18 protein-coding genes are annotated in these 20161 nt (G+C 73.1%); 5 read left to right on the top strand and 13 right to left on the bottom strand.

All coding sequences use genetic code 11. The features are described 5' to 3' along the window. Positions 1-133 precede the first annotated feature (133 nt). Both OG624_RS22740 and OG624_RS22735 read right to left on the bottom strand, forming a co-directional pair. Positions 134-1591, bottom strand: a complete 1458-nt coding sequence (locus OG624_RS22740) for an aldehyde dehydrogenase family protein (protein WP_033219249.1) — start codon at positions 1589-1591, stop codon at positions 134-136. 89 nt (positions 1592-1680) lie between these two features. Then, positions 1681-2559, bottom strand: a complete 879-nt coding sequence (locus OG624_RS22735; RefSeq protein ID WP_051763140.1) for a helix-turn-helix domain-containing protein — start codon at positions 2557-2559, stop codon at positions 1681-1683. 341 nt (positions 2560-2900) lie between these two features. Between OG624_RS22735 and OG624_RS22730 the strand changes: the two genes are divergently transcribed. Next, positions 2901-3410 (top strand): ATP-binding protein, encoded by a 510-nt coding sequence (locus OG624_RS22730; protein ID WP_078851551.1) that lies wholly within the window; start codon positions 2901-2903, stop codon positions 3408-3410. A 153-nt stretch (positions 3411-3563) separates the two neighbouring features. Here the strand turns inward: OG624_RS22730 and OG624_RS22725 are convergent, their stop codons facing one another. After that, entirely contained in the window at positions 3564-3809 is a 246-nt protein-coding gene (locus tag OG624_RS22725; protein WP_030726905.1) for a DUF397 domain-containing protein, read from the bottom strand. A 115-nt stretch (positions 3810-3924) separates the two neighbouring features. Then, positions 3925-5973, bottom strand: coding sequence for an FUSC family protein (locus OG624_RS22720; protein ID WP_371639785.1), 2049 nt, complete (start codon positions 5971-5973; stop codon positions 3925-3927). A gap of 116 nt (positions 5974-6089) precedes the next feature. Here OG624_RS22720 and tatA point away from each other — a divergent pair, with 116 nt between their 5' ends. Beyond that, positions 6090-6254 carry a Sec-independent protein translocase subunit TatA gene (gene tatA / locus OG624_RS22715; RefSeq protein WP_033219251.1) on the top strand — a complete coding sequence of 55 codons (165 nt, stop codon included), beginning with the start codon at positions 6090-6092 and terminating at the stop codon, positions 6252-6254. Here the strand turns inward: tatA and OG624_RS22710 are convergent. Continuing rightward, positions 6251-7447 (bottom strand): DUF2786 domain-containing protein, encoded by a 1197-nt coding sequence (locus tag OG624_RS22710; RefSeq protein ID WP_371639784.1) that lies wholly within the window; start codon positions 7445-7447, stop codon positions 6251-6253. The two genes, tatA and OG624_RS22710, sit on opposite strands and share 4 nt — an antisense overlap. A 235-nt stretch (positions 7448-7682) precedes the next feature. Here OG624_RS22710 and OG624_RS22705 point away from each other — a divergent pair, with 235 nt between their 5' ends. After that, positions 7683-9398: a bifunctional 3'-5' exonuclease/DNA polymerase gene (locus OG624_RS22705; RefSeq protein ID WP_033219257.1), complete on the top strand. Its 1716-nt coding sequence runs from the start codon at positions 7683-7685 to the stop codon at positions 9396-9398. Positions 9399-9403: 5 nt separating this feature from the next. Here OG624_RS22705 and OG624_RS22700 read toward each other — a convergent pair whose 3' ends face one another. The 4 genes from OG624_RS22700 to OG624_RS22685 form a co-directional block, all read right to left on the bottom strand. Further along, positions 9404-10657 carry a hypothetical protein gene (locus tag OG624_RS22700; protein WP_371593220.1) on the bottom strand — a complete coding sequence of 418 codons (1254 nt, stop codon included), beginning with the start codon at positions 10655-10657 and terminating at the stop codon, positions 9404-9406. Between the two features lie 106 nt (positions 10658-10763). After that, a complete protein-coding gene (locus OG624_RS22695; protein WP_371640862.1) occupies positions 10764-11246 on the bottom strand; it encodes a SigE family RNA polymerase sigma factor in 483 nt (160 codons plus the stop codon). Between the two features lie 100 nt (positions 11247-11346). Further along, positions 11347-11853, bottom strand: a complete 507-nt coding sequence (locus tag OG624_RS22690; RefSeq protein ID WP_371639783.1) for a GNAT family N-acetyltransferase — start codon at positions 11851-11853, stop codon at positions 11347-11349. Positions 11854-12057: 204 nt separating this feature from the next. Then, positions 12058-13296: a serine hydrolase domain-containing protein gene (locus OG624_RS22685; RefSeq protein WP_033219263.1), complete on the bottom strand. Its 1239-nt coding sequence runs from the start codon at positions 13294-13296 to the stop codon at positions 12058-12060. A gap of 142 nt (positions 13297-13438) precedes the next feature. Here OG624_RS22685 and OG624_RS22680 point away from each other — a divergent pair, with 142 nt between their 5' ends. Together OG624_RS22680 and OG624_RS22675 are read left to right on the top strand one after the other, a co-directional pair. Next, on the top strand, positions 13439-15040 hold the full coding sequence (locus tag OG624_RS22680; RefSeq protein WP_158711801.1) for an outer membrane protein assembly factor BamB family protein: 1602 nt from the start codon (positions 13439-13441) through the stop codon (positions 15038-15040). A 26-nt stretch (positions 15041-15066) separates the two neighbouring features. Then, a complete protein-coding gene (locus tag OG624_RS22675; protein ID WP_371639782.1) occupies positions 15067-15921 on the top strand; it encodes a hypothetical protein in 855 nt (284 codons plus the stop codon). A 54-nt stretch (positions 15922-15975) separates the two neighbouring features. Here the strand turns inward: OG624_RS22675 and OG624_RS22670 are convergent, their stop codons facing one another. The 4 genes from OG624_RS22670 to OG624_RS22655 form a co-directional block, all read right to left on the bottom strand. Beyond that, positions 15976-16953 carry an NAD-dependent epimerase/dehydratase family protein gene (locus OG624_RS22670; protein WP_371639781.1) on the bottom strand — a complete coding sequence of 326 codons (978 nt, stop codon included), beginning with the start codon at positions 16951-16953 and terminating at the stop codon, positions 15976-15978. Positions 16954-17053: 100 nt separating this feature from the next. After that, positions 17054-18187, bottom strand: coding sequence for a hypothetical protein (locus OG624_RS22665; RefSeq protein WP_033219267.1), 1134 nt, complete (start codon positions 18185-18187; stop codon positions 17054-17056). Next, positions 18184-18912 (bottom strand): HAD family hydrolase, encoded by a 729-nt coding sequence (locus OG624_RS22660; RefSeq protein WP_051763144.1) that lies wholly within the window; start codon positions 18910-18912, stop codon positions 18184-18186. The genes OG624_RS22665 and OG624_RS22660 overlap by 4 nt, the downstream gene beginning before the upstream one ends. Further along, the gene (locus tag OG624_RS22655) at positions 18905-20161 is read right to left on the bottom strand and encodes an ATP-grasp domain-containing protein (protein ID WP_051763145.1); all 1257 of its coding nucleotides are present in this window, start codon (positions 20159-20161) and stop codon (positions 18905-18907) included. Before OG624_RS22655 ends, OG624_RS22660 begins: the two co-directional genes overlap by 8 nt.

The raw sequence follows: 20161 nt of genomic DNA, 5'->3' as shown, positions 1-20161 counted from the left end.
TGCGATCGCAAGGCCGAGGAGGGAGTCGACGCGGAGCGTCGGCGACCGACGAGAACGCGGCGAGCGTGCGTACCGGCCACCGCGAGCCCGGCCCCGCCCACAAGACACCCCCTGGGGGGATGAGGTGGGTGAGCTAGAACGGGAAGGTCGTCCGGCCGTGCTGGACGGAGATCCACTTCTGGGTGGTGAACGCCTCGACCGTGGCCTCGCCGTTCAGCCGGCCCAGGCCCGAGGCCTTCTCGCCGCCGAACGCGGCCAGCGGCTCGTCCCCGATCGTGGAGTCGTTGACGTGGATCATGCCGGTCTCGATGCGCTGGGCGAAGCGGACGCCCCGCTCCACGTCCCGGGTGTGCACGGCGCCGCTCAGCCCGTAGGGGGTCGCGTTGGTCAGCCGTACGGCCTCGTCCTCGCCGTCGAAGACCACCAGCAGGGCCACCGGGCCGAAGATCTCCTGGCTCAGCAGCGGGGAGTCCTCGGGGATTCCGGCGAGCACCGTGGGTTCGACCAGGTTGCCGCGCGTAGACCCTCGTACGAGCGCCTGCGCGCCGGATTCCACGGCCTGGTCCACGAGCGCGGTCAGTGCGTCGGCCTGGAAGGAGTTGATCAGGGGGCCGATGTGGGTGTCGGCCTCGCGCGGGTCGCCCGTCCGCAGGCCGCGCACGCGCGCGACGAACTTCTCCGTGAACTCCTCGGCGACGGAGGCGTCGACGAGGATCCGGTTGGCGGCCATGCAGACCTGGCCCTGGTAGACGAAGCGGCTGAAGACGGCCGCGTCCACCGCGTAGTCGAGGTCGGCGTCGTCGAGCACGACGAGCGCGCTGTTGCCGCTCAGTTCCAGGACGGTCCGCTTGAAGTGGCGGGCGGCGACGGCTCCGACGTGCCGGCCTACCCGGTCCGATCCCGCGAACGAGATGACCTTGGGGACGGGGTGGGTCAGGAGCGCGTCGCCTATCTCGGCGATGTCGGTGACCAGGACGTTCAGCAGGCCGGCCGGCAGTCCGGCGTCCTCGAAGATCTTGGCGATCACGCCGCCGCCCACGACCGGGGCGTTCTGGTTGGGCTTGATGACGACCGCGTTGCCCAGCGCCAGGGCCGGGGCGACCGACTTCAGGGTCACCAGGAAGGGGAAGTTGAAGGGGCTGATCACCGTGACGACACCCACGGGGAGCCGCTGGACCCGGTTCTCCTTGCCCTCGACCGGCGAGGGCAGGATCCGTCCCTCGGGCCGGACGGCGAGCTGGAGGGACTCGCGGATGAACTCCATCGCGAGGTGGACCTCGTACTCGGCCTTGGGACGCGTCCCGCCGAGCTCGTCGATCATCGCCTCGACGATCTCCTTCTCGCGCTCCTCGGTGATCCGCAGGGCGCGCTCCAGGACGGCGCGTCTGATGTAAGGGCTGGTGGCGGCCCACTCACGCTGGGCGCGCTCGGCGCCGCGGTAGGCCTGGTCCACCTGCTCGACGGTGGCCACGGTGATGGCCGCGAGCTTCTCCCCGTTGTAGGGGTTGACGTCGATGATGTCCCACGAACCGGTACCGGCCAGCCATTCGCCGTCGATGTACTGGTGAGCCAGGTCGCTGAATATGGACATGCCATCCCTTACTGCGAGCGCGCACCCGTGCGCTGCACCGGAGACCGATCGGTCATCATGCACTGATCAGACGTCATACTACGTGCGAATCAAGACAGTTGGAGCAGGCCGCGGAGAAGATCCCGGGTCCGCTCGGCATCGGGGCAGTCCGCCTGGAGTCGTTCCATCGCCCGCTCGTACTGCCCCACTTCCTCGCCCTTGTCCAGGTAGAGGGCGCTGGTGAGCTGTTCCAGATAGACGATGTCCTGGAGGTCGGACTCGGGGAAGCGCAGCAGGGTGAAGGCTCCGCTCTCGCCCGCGTGGCCGCCGAAGGAGAAGGGCATCACCTGGAGCTGCACGTTGGGCCGTTGCGAGACCTCGATGAGGTGCTCCAGCTGACCGCGCATGACCTCGCGGTCGCCGTACGGGCGGCGCAGCGCGGCCTCGTCGAGGACGGCGTGGAAGATGGGGGCGTTCTCGGAGACGAGGACCTTCTGGCGTTCCAGGCGCAGGGCGACGCGGCGGTCGATCTCGGCGCCGGTGGCGCCGGGCATGCCGCGGCTGACGACGGCGTGGGCGTAGGCCTCGGTCTGCAGCAGTCCGTGGACGAACTGGACCTCGTAGATCCTGATGAGCGAGGCGGCGCCCTCCAGACCGATGTACGTCTGGAACCATCCGGGCAGCACATCGCCGTAACTGTGCCACCAGCCGGTCGCGTTGGCCTCGCGGACCAGTCCGAGCAGCGACTCGCGCTCCGTGCTGTCCGTGACTCCGTAGAGCGTGAGGAGGTCCTCGACGTCTCTGGCCTTGAAGCTCACCCTTCCCAACTCCAAGCGGCTGATCTTCGATTCGGATGCGCGGATCGAGTAGCCGGCCGCCTCACGGGTGATGCCGCGGGATTCTCGGAGTCGCCTGAGCTGGGAGCCCAGGAGGATGCGGCGCACCACAGAACCGCTTGCTTCTGCGGTCACTAGTACTGCCCTCCCCATCGCATTGGCGTGCGCGTGGTGTGCGCGAGCGTCTCAGGGCCCCCGTACCCCAGAGGCCGCAGTCTGCCACCAAAACGCATCGGCCCGTACTCGTTCTGTAACGGAATCCCGCCTGCGGGAAAAGAAGTCCGTAAGTATGCGTAGGAAGAAATGAGTCAGAACCGTCACGGGAGGGGACAGGTCCGGCGCGTGCACGTGCATCTGCCCTTGCATCCGGCCCGAGCATTCGGAACGATGGTCCCCGCGCACCTGCGTGCTGTTCGCGCCGGCGCCGGACCCACCCCGCAGTTCTTTCTGGACGGAGATGACCGCTCCGCCCGCGAATCCCGGGAGTGCCTCGCATGGGGACGAATGGATCGACCATGCTCGAGCCGTTACGGCAGGGGCTGCCCCCGGTCGACCCCACGGCTGTCTCCGGGTCCGCCTCCTGCGCCCTGCCCGCCCGCTACGACGCGGTACGCGGCGCCCGTTCCTTCTGTCGCTCGACCCTGTCCCAGTGGGGTCTCGACGACCGCTTCGACGATGTGGCCCTGGTCGTCTCCGAGCTCGTCACCAACGCGCTGCGCCATGCCCTGCCCGAGGACGCGCGGGGTGCGGACGCCGAGCCGGAGCCGCCGGTACGGCTGCACCTGATGCGGTGGAGCACGCGCCTGGTGTGCGCGGTGCGGGACCCCAGCGAGGACCGGCCCGGTGGGGCCTTCTCGCCGGAGCGGACCGAGGAGAACTTCGACCTGGAGTCCGGGCGCGGGCTGTTCCTGGTGGACTCGTACAGCGACAGCTGGGGCTGGCACCCGCTCGCGGGACGACTCACCGGCAAGGTGGTCTGGGCGCTCTTCCTGCTCCAGGACTGAGCCACCGACGGCCGCCGACAGCCGCGGAGCGCTGTCGAGCGCCGTCCATCAGGGGTGCGGATCAGGACGACCGACACGACAACTGGCCGGGATCGATCATTGCGATCGATCCCGGCCAGTGCACGTGCATGGCCTGATGGATGCGCTGTTCCGTCAGCTGATCAGGTGATCGAACTCGCCGTCCTTGACGCCCAGCAGCAGGGCCTCTATCTCGGCCGGCGTGTAGACGAGCGCCGGTCCGTCGGGAAAGCGCGAATTGCGCATGGCGACATCGCCTCCCGGCAGCCGTGCGAACTCCACGCAGGAACCCTGCGAGTTGCTGTGTCTGCTCTTCTGCCACGTCAGCTCAAACAAGGTAGCGAGTTCTGCAGCTGCCATCCCGTTGTACGCGTGGTCCACAGGAAGCCCCCGATAGTGCAGATGTCAACTCCTCCGGATCATAGCTGTGTTCATGAGCTGCTGCATGGGCAGATGCACGTGCACGCGGGGTGGTCCATTGATCACAGACAGGTCCCTACTCAGGAGTAAGGGCCTCGGACACCTCGTCCAGCGCCTCCAGGAGCTGAGCGGCGGCCCCGCCCAGCACCGTCCGCTCCGGTGCGCCCCACTCCGCCAGCACCGCCCGGACCCCCTCCCACCGCGGCGCGCGCCGCTCCCGTACCGCCTTCGCGCCCGCCTCGGTGTCGCCGCGCAGCGCCTCGGCCAGGGCGGCGGCGCGGGGCTCCGGGGCGTGCCCGCGGTCCGGGAGGTGGGCCTCCAGCAGCATGGAGCACCGGCCGAGCGCGGCCAGGGCGTCCCCCGCCACGTCGGCGGCCGCCCGGGACAGCCCGCGGTGGCGCACCGGCTCCCCGGCGGCCCGGTCCAGCGCCTCCTGCCAGGCGATCCGGGCGTCGCGGGCCGCCAGCAGGGCCTCGCGCACATCGGCGCGCCGGGCCCCGGCCGGGTCGCCGTACTGCTCCAGCACGGCGGCCGCGTACCGTCCGCCGGCGGCGAGCCAGTCGGCGAGCCGGGACCGCAGCCGCGGGGTCTCCCAGGCCGGGTAGAGGGCGTAGCCGATCATGGCGAGCAGTCCGCCGACCAGCGTGAGGGTGACGCGGTCGGGCACGGTCTGGTCCCAGCGGACGCCGCCCATGCCGAGCAGGAAGACCACGTAGGCGGAGACGAAGAGCTGGGCGACGGCGTACCCGGTGCGCAGCAGGGTGTACATGAGCCAGGCGCTGATCACGGCGAGGAACCCGGACAGGTACATGCCGGGCTGGGCGAGCTGGACGATGCCGGTGGCGACCGCGACCCCGACGAGGGTGCCGGCGAAGCGGGCGACGGCGCGCGCGTAGGTCTGTCCGAAGTCCGGCCGCATGATCATCACCGAGGCCATCGGGGCCCAGTAGCCGTGCCCCAGGGGCAGCGCCTGGCCGATGACGTAGCCCGCGCAGGTCACGGCGGTGACCCGCAGGGCGTGCCGCAGGATCGGCGATCCGGGGCGCAGTTCGGCCCGTACGGCGGCCAGGACCGACGGCACGAGGGCGATCAGACCGGGCCGCAGCATCGACTCGGCGGCGTCGGCGGTCCGCCCGGATCCCGGCTCGGCCGTCTCCAGTACGTCGTCCAGCAGGGCGGCGAGCCGGCGCGCGGCCCGAAGCGGCGCGCCGGTGAGGAGATCCGCCGTGTCGGGGGACCTCAGGACGGCGAGCGACGGTCCGGGGAGCCGCACGGGTTCCCCGCGGCGGATCGCGCGCGCGGCGGCGTCCAGGACCTCCCCGGCGGCGGCCAACAGCTCGCGCACCCGGTCCCGGCCCGGGCCCTCGGCCGGGGCTCCCACGGCCGGATCGGCGAGCGAGGCCAGCACCGGCCGGATGCGCTCCGCGAGCCCCCGCGCCCCGTGCAGCTCGGCGGGGCGCCGCCGGGCCTGGCGCGAGGTGACGGTGGCGGCGGCCCGTGCCCGCATCAGGGGCTCGGGGTCGAAGGGCGAGACGGGGTCCTGGCGCAGCCGGCGGGCGTAGTCGGCCTCGGCGGCGAGCGCGTCGGCGAGGGCGTCGCGCTGGGCGCCCCAGCGGCGGACGGGGAAGAGCACGATCAGCAGGGCCTGGACCGCCCCACCGGCGGCGATGATCACGGCGTGCCCGGCGGCCTGCGCCGCGGAGGTGGGCAGGGTGACGGTGACCAGCATGACCGCGACGTTGCCGGAGGCGATGGTCCCGGCGGTGGGCCCGGCCGCCCACAGCAGGCCCGCCCCGAAGGTCCAGACGGCGAGGAGGGCGAGGAACAGCCCGGTGTGCGAGGCGCCGACGAGGTAGCCGACGAAGGTGGAGACGGCCAGGGTCAGACCGGAGGCGAGGGCGAGCGCGGGGCGCGGGCGCCAGCTCCGCTGGAAGGTGGCGATGGCGGCCATGAAGGCGCCGAGGGCGGCACTGGCGGCCGATCCGGGACCGAGGAAGGCGAGTCCGGCGGCGATGACGATCGCGAGGCCGGCGGCGGCCCGCAGGGCGGCGAGGGGTTCGAGGCGGGCCCGCTCGATCGTCAGACCCGAGCGGGCGGTGCCCTTCAGTGCCCGGAGCCAGCTCATGGCGCCGAGCGTAACGGTTTTCAGGACTTCTTCAGATTTGTCCTGACCCCGGATGTGCCTGTTCCATGAGGCGGTCGTTCGAAAAGACGCCGGCTCGTCCGAAAGGTGGAACGCCCGTGCTCCGCAACGCCGTCCAGCCCTGGCACCTGATCGTGGTCCTGGTGGTCTGCCTGCTGGTGTTCGGTTCCAAGAGGCTGCCCGACATGGCCCGCTCGCTGGGCCGGTCGATGCGCATCCTGAAGTCCGAGGCGCGCGCCCTGCGCTCGGAGGAGACTCCTTAGGGCGTGTCCGCGCGGGTACCCGGCAGCGGCTTCCGCCTGCCGCCCATGTGGGCGCGGTCGGCGGCCGCCGTGCCGTCCTCCCAGCCCGCGTGGTCGGTGGCGCCCCGCAGCCGGGTCGTGGTGGTCCGGGGGAACATCTCCTCCGCCCGTGAGGTGACCGCCACGTCGCGGGCCACCAGGGCCGGCAGGTTGTCGGGGGTCTCCGTCGCCGTGTGCTCGGCGGTCTCGGCGAGCCGGTGGCCGATCCGACTGGCGTAGGCGAGCAGGAACGACTGCCTGAACGTCTTCGTGCGCTTGCGTCCGCCGGAACGCTGTGCGGCCTCCGCGCGGGTCATCGCCGCCGTGCCCTGCACGAGCAGCGAGGTGTACAGCAGCTCCACCGCCTCCAGGTCGCTCTCGAAGCCGACCACCGTGGAGAACTCGAAGCCGCTGTTCCACACCGCCCGGCAGCGGTTGGCGCCGGCCACCGCGTCGAGCAGCACCGCCTTCGCCTCCTCGTACGGCGGCTCGACACCGATCCGGCAGGCGCCGGGCACCTGGGCGGGACCCTTGCCGCTCGCCGCGAGCAGGGCCTCGTCCACGGTGTGCCGGGCCATCAGCTCCTGGGCCTTGGCGCTGAGCGCCTCCGCCTCCTCCGGATAGGTGGTCGCCTCGGCCTTGGCGAGCAGGGCCCGGATCCGGCCCAGCATGCGCGGCTCGATGTGGGCGTGCTCCGCGAGGGCGTCGACCGGATCGCCGGGCAGCGCACCCACCGGCTCGATCGAGGGCAGCCGGATCAGCAGCCGCAGCACCTCCAGGAAGGCGGTGGCCAGCGTGAACCGGTCGGACCGTTCCCGCTGCGCGAGCCGGTCGGCGTACGCGTCGTCGCCGCCCCACCACACCTCGTCGGCGCCCCAGCGCGCCGGGAGCCGGGCGTAGCGGCGTGCCTCGGCGGCGATCAGGTCGCCGGTGATCCGCAGGTGCCGCTCGTCGAGGTCCCGGCGGACCAGCCGCAGCACGTCGGCCGGCTGCCAGCCCCGCTCCCAGCCCTGGCGTACGTACGCCTCCCCGCGCGCCAGCAGCTCCCGCCCGACCGCGGGCCAGCCCGCCTGGTCCGCGACGAGCAGCGAGGCGCCGGTGTCCAGCCCGGCGTCGTCCTGGGCGTAGAGGGCGGCGGCGAAGGCTCGGTCGACGGTCTCGGCAAGGTCTCTCACACCGCTCAGCTTGGCATGTCCGCCTTCGCGTCCCCTTCCCGCCGGCCCGGCCGCTCCCGCCGGCGTCCGAGGCGCTCTTCTCAGCCCCGCCGGCGATCGAGGCGCGGGGTCCGGGGCGGCGCCCCGGCAACGGCGCAGCACCCGCCCGGCCCCGCCCCCGGTTCGGCCTCGCCCGGCCGGCGGCCACGGCACGGCGGGACCGCCACTGTCGGACCCCGGTGGGACACTCGCACCCATGAGCGACCGCACTCCCCGGTGGGCCCTCGCCGAGGACGGCGACGGGTGGTGGCACGCCGCGCCCGTACCTCCCTGCGACGGAAGCCGGATGCGCGTCCGCGACCCCGCCGAGGCGATCCGCGCCGCCCCGCCCGGCACCCGCTGGGTGTGGCGGTCCACCGCGGCCGTGTACCCCCGGCTGCTCGCCGCCGGCGCCCGCGTCGAGCGGTGCCACGACATCGAGGCCGCCGAGCTGCTGCTCCTCGGCCACGAGGGCCGCTTCGGCGAACCCCGCTCGGCGGCCGCCGCCTGGGCCCGGCTCAACGACGCGCCCGTACCGCCCGATCCGCGCCCGCGCGCCGCCGAGCCCCGCGCCCAGGACTCCCTCTTCGACCCGCAGCCCACGCCGGTCCCCCTGGACGCCCTGCTCGCCGTCCACGCCGACCAGACGAGGCGGATCGACGCCACCGCCCACCCCGACCGGATGCGGCTGCTCACCGCCGCCGAGTCGGCGGCCTTCCTCGTCGCCGCCGAGATGAACCGCGCGGGCCTGCCCTGGCGGGCCGACGTGCACCGCGCGCTGCTGACCGAGCTGCTCGGTGAGCGGTACGCGGGCGGCGGGGAGCCCCGGCGCCTCGCCGAGCTCGCCGACCGGGTCTCCGACGCCTTCGGCAGACGGGTGCGCCCCGATCTGCCCGCGGACGTGATCAAGGCCTTCGCCGGGGCCGGCATCAAGCTCAGGTCCACCCGCCGCTGGGAGATCCAGGAGCTGGACCATCCCGCCGTCGAGCCGCTGATCGAGTACAAGAAGCTCTACCGGATCTACACCGCACACGGCTGGACCTGGCTCGCGGACTGGGTCCGGGACGGCCGCTTCCGCCCCGAGTTCATCCCCGGCGGCACCCTCACCGGCCGCTGGGTCACCAACGGCGGCGGGGCCCTGCAGATCCCCAAGGTGATCCGCCGAGCCGTGGTCGCCGACCCGGGCTGGCGGCTCGTCGTCGCCGACGCCGACCAGATGGAGCCGCGCGTCCTCGCCGCGATCTCCCGCGACCGCGCGTTCATGGAGGTCGCCGGGGAGGCCTCGGACCTGTACACCGCGGTCTCCCGCCAGGGCTTCTCCGGTGACCGGGACAAGGCCAAGCTCGCCGTGCTCGGCGCCGTCTACGGTCAGACCTCCGGGGACGGCCTGAAGAACCTGGCCGCGCTCCGCCGTCGCTTCCCCCGGGCCGTCGCGTACGTGGACGACGCGGCGAAGGCCGGGGAGGAGGGGCGGCTCGTACGGACCTGGCTGGGCCGCACCTGCCCGCCACCGGCCGGCTCCGGCGAGGGGGACGAGGCCGGTGACGGAGGCGTCGACCCGGGCGAGGGGTACGGGGAGGGCGGGGGCCGGACCGCGCAGGACCGGGAGGACGGCTGGACCCCGAGCTACGCCTCGACGAACACCCGGGCCCGCGGCCGGTTCACCCGTAACTTCGTCGTCCAGGGCAGCGCGGCCGACTGGGCCCTGCTGCTGCTCGCGGCCCTGCGGCAGGCGACCGTCGACATGCGCGCCGAGCTGGTGTTCTTCCAGCACGACGAGGTGATCGTGCACTGCCCGGCCGAGGAGGCCGAGGCCGTCGTGGAGGCGATCCGCGCCGCCGGCGAACGGGCCGGCCGGATCGCCTTCGGCGACACCCCGGTCCGCTTCCCGTTCACGACGGCGGTCGTGGAGTGCTACGCGGACGCCAAATGAGGCCGTCAGCCGACAGGCGTGGTGAGCTTCCATTCCGGGGCGAGCGCGATCTGCCGTAGCTGCTTCATCGTCAGCGCGGGTGCGGGGCGGGTGGCCGGGCCGTTCTGGTCGGCCGTGTTGAAGGCGGTGACCAGCACGCGCAGCCCGTCCGTGCGCAGGGTGTCCACCTTCCACTGGGTCACGCCCTTGTTCTTCTCCCCGGGCCCCGTCGCTTCCCGCACCTTGGTGCCGTCGGACTGCGTGGTGAAGGCGGAGTTCCCCGAGAACCCCGAGGGGCTCGCGGCCGGCTGGACGTTGATCTGGACCAGGGACTTGCCCTTGCCGTCGTCGAGCACGACGAAGCCGTACGAGTCCTGCCCGCCCCGGGAGACGATCGGGACGGTGATCCTGAGCCGGGTCATCAGCTGTTCCAGGGCGTCCACGGCCTTCCGGTCCCGCAGGACGATCGACTCCGGCGGGGGCGCCGGCTCGGGCTCGGCCGCCGGCAGGTCGTTGAGGGCCGCGTGCCAGGTGGTCGAGGTGACCAGGCCCTTCAACTGCTCTACGGACAGGGGCGGGTCGGTCCGGGAGACGGGGGCGCCCTTGTCGGCCGCCGCGTTCCACTCGGACGCGTCGACCAGGAAGCCCTGCACGGTCACGAGCACGGCCCGCCAGACCTTGGTGTCCTCCCGGCGGTCCGGGTACTCGTAGCCCTGGTACAGCAGCAGCCGGGAGCCGTCGGGCAGTTGCTCGGTCCGGCAGGCGTCGTAGCCGTGCAGGTTCTTGTCCTCGCACTCGGTCTGCGCGCGGGCCCCGCTGCCGAAGGGGTCCACCCGCTGGAGGCTGAGGAAGACGGCGGCCGGGCCCTTGCCGTCGTCGTACACGACGCCGACCCTGGGCCCGAGCTCGTCCTCCGTGCCCCGCGCCTCGGGCGCGTCGATCCGGCCGCCCGGCAGGAGCGCCCTCATCTTGCCGATCATCTGGTCGGCGGTGACCGCGCCGGTGCCGGTCTGCCGCCCGTCGGCCGGCGGGGTCGGGGTCGGGGCCGTGACGTGGACCGCGCCCTCGGCGTCGGAGCTGCCGAACAGGCCGCCGGAGTAGGCCCCCGCCGTGGCGATCAGGAGCAGGGCCGACACGGATCCACCGGCCACGGCGGCCCGGCGGCGCGCCACCAGGCGCCGGCCGCGCGCCCCGCCCGCTTCCGCGAGGGCCCCGGGGTCGGAGGTGAAGCCCTCCCCCGTGCGCCGGAGGGCTTCGGCGAGTTCGTCTTCGAAGGACATCAGGAGCCAGGCCTTCCGTGTGCCGGTCGGAGTGCGGGTGAGGGGGCGAGGGAGCGTGAGGAGGCGAGGGAGCGGGGGGCGAGCCTGCCGGGGCGGGCCGGTGCTCTCAGCGGTCCACGAAGGCGGTGAGGTCGCCACCGAGCTGCTCCCGCAGCCGGTCGAGCGCCCGCGAGGTCCGCGTACGGATCGCCGCCGAGCCGGTGTTCATCGCGTCGGCGGTCTCCTCGACGCTGCGGTCCTCCCAGTAGCGCAGCACCAGCACCGCCCGGTCCTTGGGCGCCAGCCGCCCCAGCGCCTCCAGCAGCGTCGGCGCAACCGCGTCGGGGAGCTCCCCGACCGGCCGCTCTTGGGGGGACCGGCGGCGCTGGTGCGTGAGGAAGACCCGGACCAGCACCGTCTGCGCGTACGCGGCCGGATCGTCGACCCGGGAGATCCGGCCCCATCGCAGGTACATCCGCCCCAGGGTCTCCCGTACCAGGTCCTCCGCGAGGCGGGTGTCCCCGCCCACGAGCAGGCAGGCCGACCGGTGCAGATGGCCCGAACGGCTCGCGGCGAACTCGCCGAACCCGTCCCTGCGCGCCCGGCGCATGTGCTCCCCCCTCACGTCCCTCTCCCCCTCTGACGCGAGGGCGGCGGAGAATGTTTCACCTCCCCGCCGCCGATCCCGTCGCACTCCTGCCGGAGGCCGCTCAGCCCAGGTCGTGGAAGTAGACGTGGAACTCCTCGCGGACGAAGCCCTCCGTCTCGTACAGCCCCTGCGCGACGGTGTTGTCGTACGCGGTCTCCAGCTGCACGCCGGACACCTCGGCCTCGCGGGCCCGGCGAAGCACCTCGCGCAGCAGCGCCCGGCCCGCTCCGGTGCGGCGGCCGGCGGGGGCGACGTAGAGGTCGTTGAGGACCCAGGCGGTCTTCAGGGAGAGGGAGGAGAACCCGCGGTAGACCTGCGCGAAGCCGACCGTGCCGAGCTCCGGGACATCGGCGAGCAGGACCAGCGACTCGTCCTTCGCGATCCGCTCCGCCAGGAACGCCCGTGGGGCGTCCGGGTCCTCGATGTCCACCTCGTAGAAGTCGAGGTAGCCGCGGAACAGCACGGCCGCCGCGTCGACGTCCGCCTCGCCGGCCGCGCGGACCGCGACCGCGGAAGGGGATTCCTCCGCCGGGGACCGGCCGTCCCGCTGTGCTGCCTGACCGTTCATGTGCGTCTCCCTCGTGGGTGTTTCGAGCGCCACGGACCATTGTGCGTGGAGGGTGCAGAGCCGTCCTGGACCCCCGACGCCCTCGACTGCCTACGCTACGGCCGGAGTCGGCCGTGGCGAAGGACGGGGCGCACAACGCGACAACGGGCCCCGGGACCGAAGTCCCGTGACCCGCCGCTCACATGACTTTCCCGTCGACCCTGCTCAGGAGGCCGGCTGGGCGGGGAGCGTGTAGACCCGGTCCGGGGTCACGATCTTGGTGATCGCCTCGCCGACCAGGGTGCTGGGCTCCTGGCCCTGGTACCCGATGTCCGTGTTGAGCAGCACGACGAGCGTGGCCTTCGCCTCCGGCAGGTAGAGGACCAGCGAGCCGTAGCCCGGCAGCGAGCCGTTGTGCCCGATCCAGCCCTGGACGTTGAAGATGCCGAGGCCGTAGCCGGTGCCCGGGAGCGCGTCGACCACGTCGAGGCGCTGGGCCTGGGTGGCGGGGGTCAGCAGGGTGCCGGTCGCCAAGGTCTTCGCCCAGCTGCGCAGGTCGGAGAGGTCGGAGATCATCGCGCCGGCCGCCCAGGCCCAGGAGGGGTTCCAGTCGGTGGAGGTCTCGACCTTGCCGGAGGCCGTCTGGTCCGTGTAGCCCTGGGCGTGCGGAGCGGGGAACTCCGGGCCCGTGGGGAACAGGGTGTGCTTCAGCCCGGCCGGTTCGACGACCTCCCGGTCGACGAACGTGTCGAGGGGGACGCCGCTGACCTTCTCCACCACCAGCCCGAGCAGGATCAGGTTGGTGTTGCAGTAGTAGAACTTCGCGTTCGGTTCGAAGAGCACCGGGTGCTCGAAGGAGTAGGCGAGCAGCTCCTGCGGGGTGAAGGGCCGGTCAGGGTTGCTGGTGAACGCCTTGTAGAAGCCCTCGTCCGCCGAGTAGTTGAACAGACCGCTGCGCATGCCGGCGAGCTCGCGCAGGGTGATCCGGTCGCCGTTGGGCACGCCGTCGACGTACTTGCCGATCGGGTCGTCCAGACCGACCTTCCCCTCGTCCACCAGCTCCAGCAGGGCGGTCACGGTGAAGGTCTTGGTCACGCTGCCGATCCGCATGTTCAGGTTCGGGGTCATCGGCGCGCCCGTGGCCTTGTCGGCGACGCCGAAGGACCGTACGTAGTCACCCTTGCCGGGGGCCGACACGGACACGATCACGCCGGGGATCTTCGCCTCCGCCAGGACCTGCTTGATCGCGGTGTCCAACTGGCGGGTGACGGCCGGGGTCAGCTGCGCGAACTCGTCCGAGGCGGCGGGGTTCGGGGTCGGCGCCGGGACCGTCGCGGCCGGTACGGGCGCCGTGGGCGCCGCCGCGTCCCAGGCGTACGCAGCGCCCGCCCCCGCCCCCACGGGCCCCATCAGGAGTCCGACCGCCGCCAGGGTCACGGCGGCACTGCGCCGGCGTGTCGTCATGCCCGGCCTCCTCACCCGCCAAGCCAAGGAACCATCCCTCCACGCTAGACCTGCGCCCCCGGCCGGGCGACCGGAGCCGGCGGCGGCGGAATCGTCCAAAAATCTATTCTAGAAATATCTCCGGATCGGCCAGACTTCCCCCATGACCGGTCGTACCTCCGGCCCACGGCCGGAACCCGACGAGCGGCGGACCGCCGGCTTCGGCCCGCCGCCCGCGCCTTTCGCCCCACCCCCACCGCCCGCACCACCCGTACCCCCCACCGTGACCGCCCCGCTGCCCGGCGGCCGGGGCCGACGGCGGTTGCCCCGGCCAGTGGTCGCCGTCGGCGCCGCCCTGGCGCTGCTCGCCGGCCTGCTCGTGATCGGCGGCGGCGCCTACCGGCTCACGGTCCGCGGCCACAGCGCGGAGCCCCTGGCCGGGCCCACCGGTACGCCCTCGGTCGACCAGGGCGACGGCAAGGGCCCGGGCGGGGGCCCTGCCGGGGGCTTCGAGGCCTACGACCCCAACGCCGGCATCCGGGCGGGCGAGGCCCGCGTCTGGCTGCGCGACAACCAGGCGGAGGTGGCCGGGGCCGGGACCTCGCAGTACGGCCCGTGGCGGGTCGGCGACACCGTGGTCAGCGCGATCCTGAACGGCTTCACCGCATACGCGGCGGCCGACGGCCAGGAGAAGTGGAAACTCCCGCTCCAGACACCGATGTGCGGGATCCCACCGGCCCCGTCCGCGACCGGCAAGCTCGTCGTGGGGGTGAAGGAGAGCGCCTCGGAGAGCTCGCGCTGCACCCACCTCCAGCAGATCGACCTCACCACGGGGCGGGCGGGCTGGAAGGTTCCGCTGCCGGCCGAGAACGCGTACGACAGCTCGACCCAGTTCGAACCGGCGATCAGTGGTGACACCGTGGTCGTCGTCCGGTCGGCCGTCATGAGCGGGTTCTCGGTCACCGACGGCCGCAAGCTCTTCGGTACGTCGAGCCCGAACGGCTGCTACCCGTACGGCATCGCCGGGGGCTCGCGGCTGATCGCCGTCCGCCAGTGCCCCGACCCGAAGGACGCCGTCGCCCGCGGACAGGCGATGGTCGAGGAGCTGGATCCGGCCACGGGCGCCGCGCGGTGGAGCTACAAGTACGCGCCGGACTGGACCGTCGGCCGGGTGCTGTCCGTCGACCCGCTGGTGGTCGCCGCGCACCACAAGGACAAGAAGACCTGGAACCTCACGGCCTTCGCCGCCGACGGCACGGTCCGCTCGCAGAGCGTCCCGACCTTCGGGGTCAGCGGCCGCTGCAACGGCTTCGGCAACGCGACCGGCTTCCAGGAGTGCTACGCCGTCGCGGCCGACGCCGACTCGCTCTACATCGGCGCGGGCAAGCCCGGCACCACGCTCGGCATCGACGTCACGAACCAGGTCGTCGCCGTCGACCTGAACACCGGTAAGGAGCGGTGGCGCACCGCCGAGCAGCCCAAGGGGCGCACCATGTGGCCGCTCGCGGTCGAGGACGGCAAGGTCCTCACCTACGTCACCCCGGGCAGCGGCGAGGCGGGGGCGGTCGTCGCCCTCGCCGCGGCCGACGGGGCCTCACGGCCGGTGCTGCAGAGCCCGGCGGCGGCGGCCGGCCCCGAGGACGTCTTCTACACCCACGGCATCCGCATCGCGTGGGCGGGCGGGCGGCTGTTCCTGCTCAACGGCCGGGTCTACAGCCCGGAACCGCGCAAGGCGAGCCGCGCGATCCTGTCCTTCGGCAAGTAGGGCAGGCAGGTACCAGGAGGGGCACCGTGCAGAACCCGTACCAACAGCCGACCGAGCCCGGCGGCCTGTACCGGCCGCCGCCGCCCTTCGGGGCGCCGCGGGAGCCCGACGCCGGCCGGGGCCGGATCGGCCGGAAGCGGCTCGTCGTGGGGATCGGCGCGCTGACCGCCCTGGCGGTCGGCGCCGCCGCGACCGGTGTCGCGCTCGGCGCCCGCGAGAACCGGCACCGCGCCTCGGCGGCGGCCGCGGCGCAGGCGGCCGACCCGACGAAGCCGCTCGTCGCGGGCTGGAAGACCGTGATCAACCCCAAGCACGGCACCGCCTTCGACGTCCCGCCCGGCTGGGAGGTCCTCGAACCCCAGATCTTCAGCGGCTACGAGGACAGCAAGGACACGGAGAAGGTACTCATCGGGCACACGGCACCCGCCTTCTACAAGTCCCGGTGGTGCAGCATCGACACGAACGGCGACGGCCAGATCACGGACGTCCGGCTCGGCAACGTCGGCACCAAGGGCGCCGGCGGCGCCAAGGACCCCGCCGACATCGCCGTGAAGGAGGCACCCACCTGGGTCTACGCCGCCTACACCCAGCCGGACAAGAGCGTGGTCACCTCCGACAAGCCGGTGGCCTACACCACGAAGTCGGGGGTCAAGGGGAGTTACGTCAAGGCGCGCTCCTCGGGCGTCGCGCGGAGCAACCGCTGTGCGGGCGACGGCCAGGCGATCGTCTTCGGCTTCCGCAACTCCCGCGGTGACCTGGTCTCCTGGAACTTCTACGGCCGTACGGGCGTCCCGGGGGCCGTCGACGACGCCCTGATCATGCGCATCCTGAGCACGGTCCGCCTGGCGGGCGAGCCGCAGGACCCCGGCCCCGGGCCGTGACCGCCCCGGGCCGTGATCGGCCGGGCCGTCCGCCCGGCGGCCCGGACGGGCGCCTCAGCCCTTCAGGAGGCGGGCCTCGGCCTCCTCGGTGAGGCCGTCCGCGAGCTTCAGTTCGGCCTCCGGGACGGAGCGCTGCCAGGTCCAGGTGTCGGTGACCGTCTCGGTGACCGGGCGGCAGACCAGGCCGGTGGCGTGGGCCCGCGCGACGTCCCCCGTGTGGATCGCGGCGTGGAAGTCCGTGCCGGGCGGGGCCCAGACGGGCAGGTCGGTCCACGGGGAGACCTCGGCGGCGGCGATCGCCTCGGGTGAGGTCCAGCGCAGTTCGGCGGCGCCGCCCGTGACGCGTGCGCAGAGGTCCAGGAGTTCACCGATGGTGGTGTGCCCCGGCTGTGAGACGAGGTTGTAGGGGCCGTGCAGGGAGGACTCCAGCGCGTCCAGCAGCCAGGCCGCCAGGTCGCGTACGTCGACGTACTGGAGCGGGGTGTCCCGCGGGCCGGGGGCCGGGATCCCACCGCCCCGGGCGATGCGGTTCAGCCACCACGGCAGGCGGCCCGCGTTCTCGCGCGGGCCCAGGATCAGGCCCGGCCGGACCAGCAGGGTGCGGTCCTCGCCGAACGCGCGCAGCACGGCCAGCTCCGACCCCCGCTTGTCGGCGGCGAAGTCGGTCGACTCCGCGTCCGGGTCGCCCTCGGCCAGGGGCCCGAACTCGTCCAGCCCCACCGGCACCGGCCAGGCGTACACCGAGCGGCTGGAGACGAAGGCGTGCCGCCCGACGCGCCCGGCCAGTAGGTCGGCCGCGTCGCGCACCACGGTCGGGGCACCCGACCAGGTGTCGACGACCGCGTCCCACTCCCCCGTCGCGAGGGCGGCCAGGCCGTCCTCGCGGGTGCGGTCGCCGTGGCGGACCCGTACGCCGGGCGGGGCCGGGTGCTCGCCCCGGTGGAAGACGGTCACGTCCCAGCCCCGGGCGACCGCGCCCTCAGCGACGGCGCGCCCCGCGAAGTCCGTTCCGCCCAGCAGCAGCAGCCTCATCCTGGTTCCTCTTCCTGGAGCTCGTCCGTCGTGTCGTGCGGCGTGCGGACGCCGCCGGGGGCCGTAGGGGCCGCCGGCGGCGTTCGACGTCAAACCCGGGTCAGCGGGCGGTGCGGTCCCGGTACGCCGCGAAGCGCTCGGCGATCTCCTGGGCGCGGCCCTCGGCCTCCGAGAGCTTCATCTCGGCGCAGTCGTAGCCGAGTTCCTCCTTCATGATCGCCATGGCGGAGGGCTCGAAGACGACGGTGCCGTCCGCGCGGATCTCGCTGATGCCGTCGTGGAGCTGCCCGGAGACGTTGATGGCGTGCGCCTCGTCCGCCGTCATGCCGTCGGGGAGCAGTGCGCGGAACTTGCCGTTCTCGATCGCCACCGGGTAGCCGCCGAGCGCCCCGTCCACGCCGGGCGCGTGGACCACCGCGTCGCGTTCGTCGGCGAGCGGCTCCAGGACGCTGAGCGCGGAGGAGGCGGTCATCGTCTGGCCGGGCAGACCGCCGGTGCGGCGGTACACGCCGGGCAGCCGGTTCAGGAGCTCCGCCACGTCCAGCTCGCCGGTGACGTCGCGCCCGTCGAGGCGGATGCCGAGGCCCATGCCGGCGGGGCCGCTGTTGCCGGTGCGGGACAGGCGGTGCGAGACGTAGTGGTGGGCCACCAGGCGCACCTCGACGTCGGCGGTGCTGCGGCCGAGCTCGTCGGCGGCCACGGAGGTGATGCCGGGGACGTTGTTGGCGACGTTGCCGATGCCGATGTGCGGGGAGAGGCCGACCGCGGTGAGCGCGGGGTGCACGGCGTCGGGATAGGCGGCGTTGACGACCAGGGCCTGGGTGCCGGAGAGCCGGACGGCCTCCATGGCCTTCATCACGGGCACGAGGTGCATGGGCAGCCACGGGCCGTAGTTGGCGGCGTAGACCCGCTGGAAGGCGTCCTGCTGGAGGGTGGAGATGACCCACCAGGACTGGTAGCTGACGGCCAGGAAGATGATGTCGGGGGCGAAGGCGGATATCCGCTCGGCGGTGCGCGCCACGTCCGTGATGTCGGTCCGCGCGTGGCTGACCTCGTTGGTGTATCCACGCTGGACGCTGCAGAAGCGCGTCAGGTTGGCGGCCTTCAGGACGGTCTCCTCGTCGCGGCCGACGAGCTGGACGTGGCGCGGGTTCGGGCTGTGTGCCAGCTCGTGGAAGACACGGCGGCCGATGTCGCCGGCACCCAGGACCATGATCTTGCGGGCGTTGTTCATGAGGTACCTCCGAAGGGTGCGGCAGCGGCGAAGGGGGCGGCGACGGGCGCCATCAGGTGGGCGTCGCGGACGAGTCGGGGCAGTGCGCGCATGGACGGGAAGGTGAGCGCGCCCTCCCGGTGGGGCGGGGTGTCCGGGTCGGCGGTGTACTGCAGGACCCGCATCCCGGCGGCCACGGCGGCGTCCACGCCGACCGGGCTGTCCTCGACCACGACGCACTCGTCGGGCGTGACACCGCAGCTCCCGGCTGCCCAGAGGAAGAGCTTCGGGTCGGGCTTCCAGGCGTCGGCGTCGTAGGCCGAGAAGAGCCGGTCGCCGAAGTGGTGCAGGATCCGGGCCTTCTCCAGGCGGCTGCGCATGATGGCGAGCGGGCTGTTGGAGGCCACGCACATGCGGTCGCCGACGGCGGCGGCGAGCTGTTCGAGGGCGTACGCGACGCCGTCGATGGGCTCGATGCGGTCGCCGATCAGCTCCTCGCAGCGGGCGCGGGCGATCGCCATGGCGTCCTGTGGCGGGGCGTTGCCCGACAGGTCCGCCATCAGGTCGAAGCACTCCTGCATCTTCTTGCCGGAGAACAGTTCGTCCCGCTGGTCCTTGTCCAGCCGCAGGCCCATCATCTCGCCGACGTGGGCGATCCCGCCGTTCTCGGCGTCCTGCGTGTCCACGAGTACGCCGTCCAGGTCGAAGACGACGAACTCATCGGCGCGTACGGGGAACTCACTCATAGTCGATCCAGTCCACGCTCTCGATGGCGGCGACGGTCGCGGCCAGTTCCTCATGGGTGGCGGCGGAGCCGATGACGGCCGCCGTGTTGCCGCGCGCGCCGATCCGCCAGTCCACGTCCGCGCCGGGCTCGGCGAGGACGACGACCCGGTCGACGTGGGCGAGGCGGCGCAGGGCTGAGACGCCCCGGATGGCGCGCACCCGGCGGGCTCCGAGGGGCGGCACGGTCAGGTAGTGGAAGGCGATCGGCCCGCCCTGCTTGACCTCGGGGGTCTCGTACGGGAGGCCGAGCGCGGCGGCGACCGCCACGTACGCGGGGTCGGAGGTGCCGGAGCGGACGGCGAGGTCGTCGACCCAGGCGCCGAGCCGGCCGTTGACCTCGATGACCCGGGGGCCGTCGGCGGTCAGTTTGATCTCGACGTCGGCGACGCCGTGGATGTTCAGGGCGCGCACCGCGCGGCAGGCGAGGTCGCGGACCTCGCGCTCCTCGGCCTCCGGCACGACGGAGAAGCCGCCGTAACCGCCGCGCTCGCGGAACGGTTCGGCGAGCGCGAACTTGCTGGTGACGAACACCGGACGGACGTCGTCCCCGTCGGCCACGCAGTCCACGGCGATGTAGTCGCCCCAGGGCGCCGGGGTGGGTCGCCCCACCAGGAGTTCCTCCAGCATCACGGCCGTCTCGGCGGGACCGCCGTCGGAGCCGGTGAAGATCGCCGCGAGGGCGGCCCGGCACTCCTCGGGGGTGGCGACGGCCTGCGTGTTGCGGCTGGACGCGCCGATCACCGGCTTGATGATGGCCGGCAGCCCGACGTGGGCGATCGCCTCGTCGGCCTGGGCGGGGTCGGTCAGGGTGCGGAAGCGCACGCTGTCCACGCCCGCCTCGGCGAACCGGCGGCGCTGCAGGTCCTTGTGGGTGATGGCGTCGACGTCGGCCGGCCGGTGGTAGCGCAGGCCGAGCGCCTCGGCGAGCCGCACGGTCGGGGCGATCTGGAACTCGCTGAAGGTGAGGACGCCCGCCGGGGCGAGCGCGCGCAGCGCCGCCTCGGTCTGTGCCTCGGTGCGGCCCGCGGTGTTCACGACGGTGCCGACCATCTCCAGGGTCGGGATCATCTCCTGGGCGTGCGCGGTGTCCGCGGTGACGAACACCAGGTCGCAGCCGGCCTGCCGGGCCGCCTCGGCGAGCCGGGTGGGGGCGAGGCTGCCGGCGTCGTAGACGACGAGCAGCACGGGGCGGGCGGGGGTCTCGGTCAT

The sequence above is a fragment of the Streptomyces virginiae genome (genome assembly GCF_041432505.1).
Taxonomy (GTDB): Bacteria; Actinomycetota; Actinomycetes; order Streptomycetales; family Streptomycetaceae; genus Streptomyces; species Streptomyces virginiae_A.
Note: the sequence above shows the minus strand (reverse complement) of the source record. Positions and strands in the feature narration are given on the sequence as shown.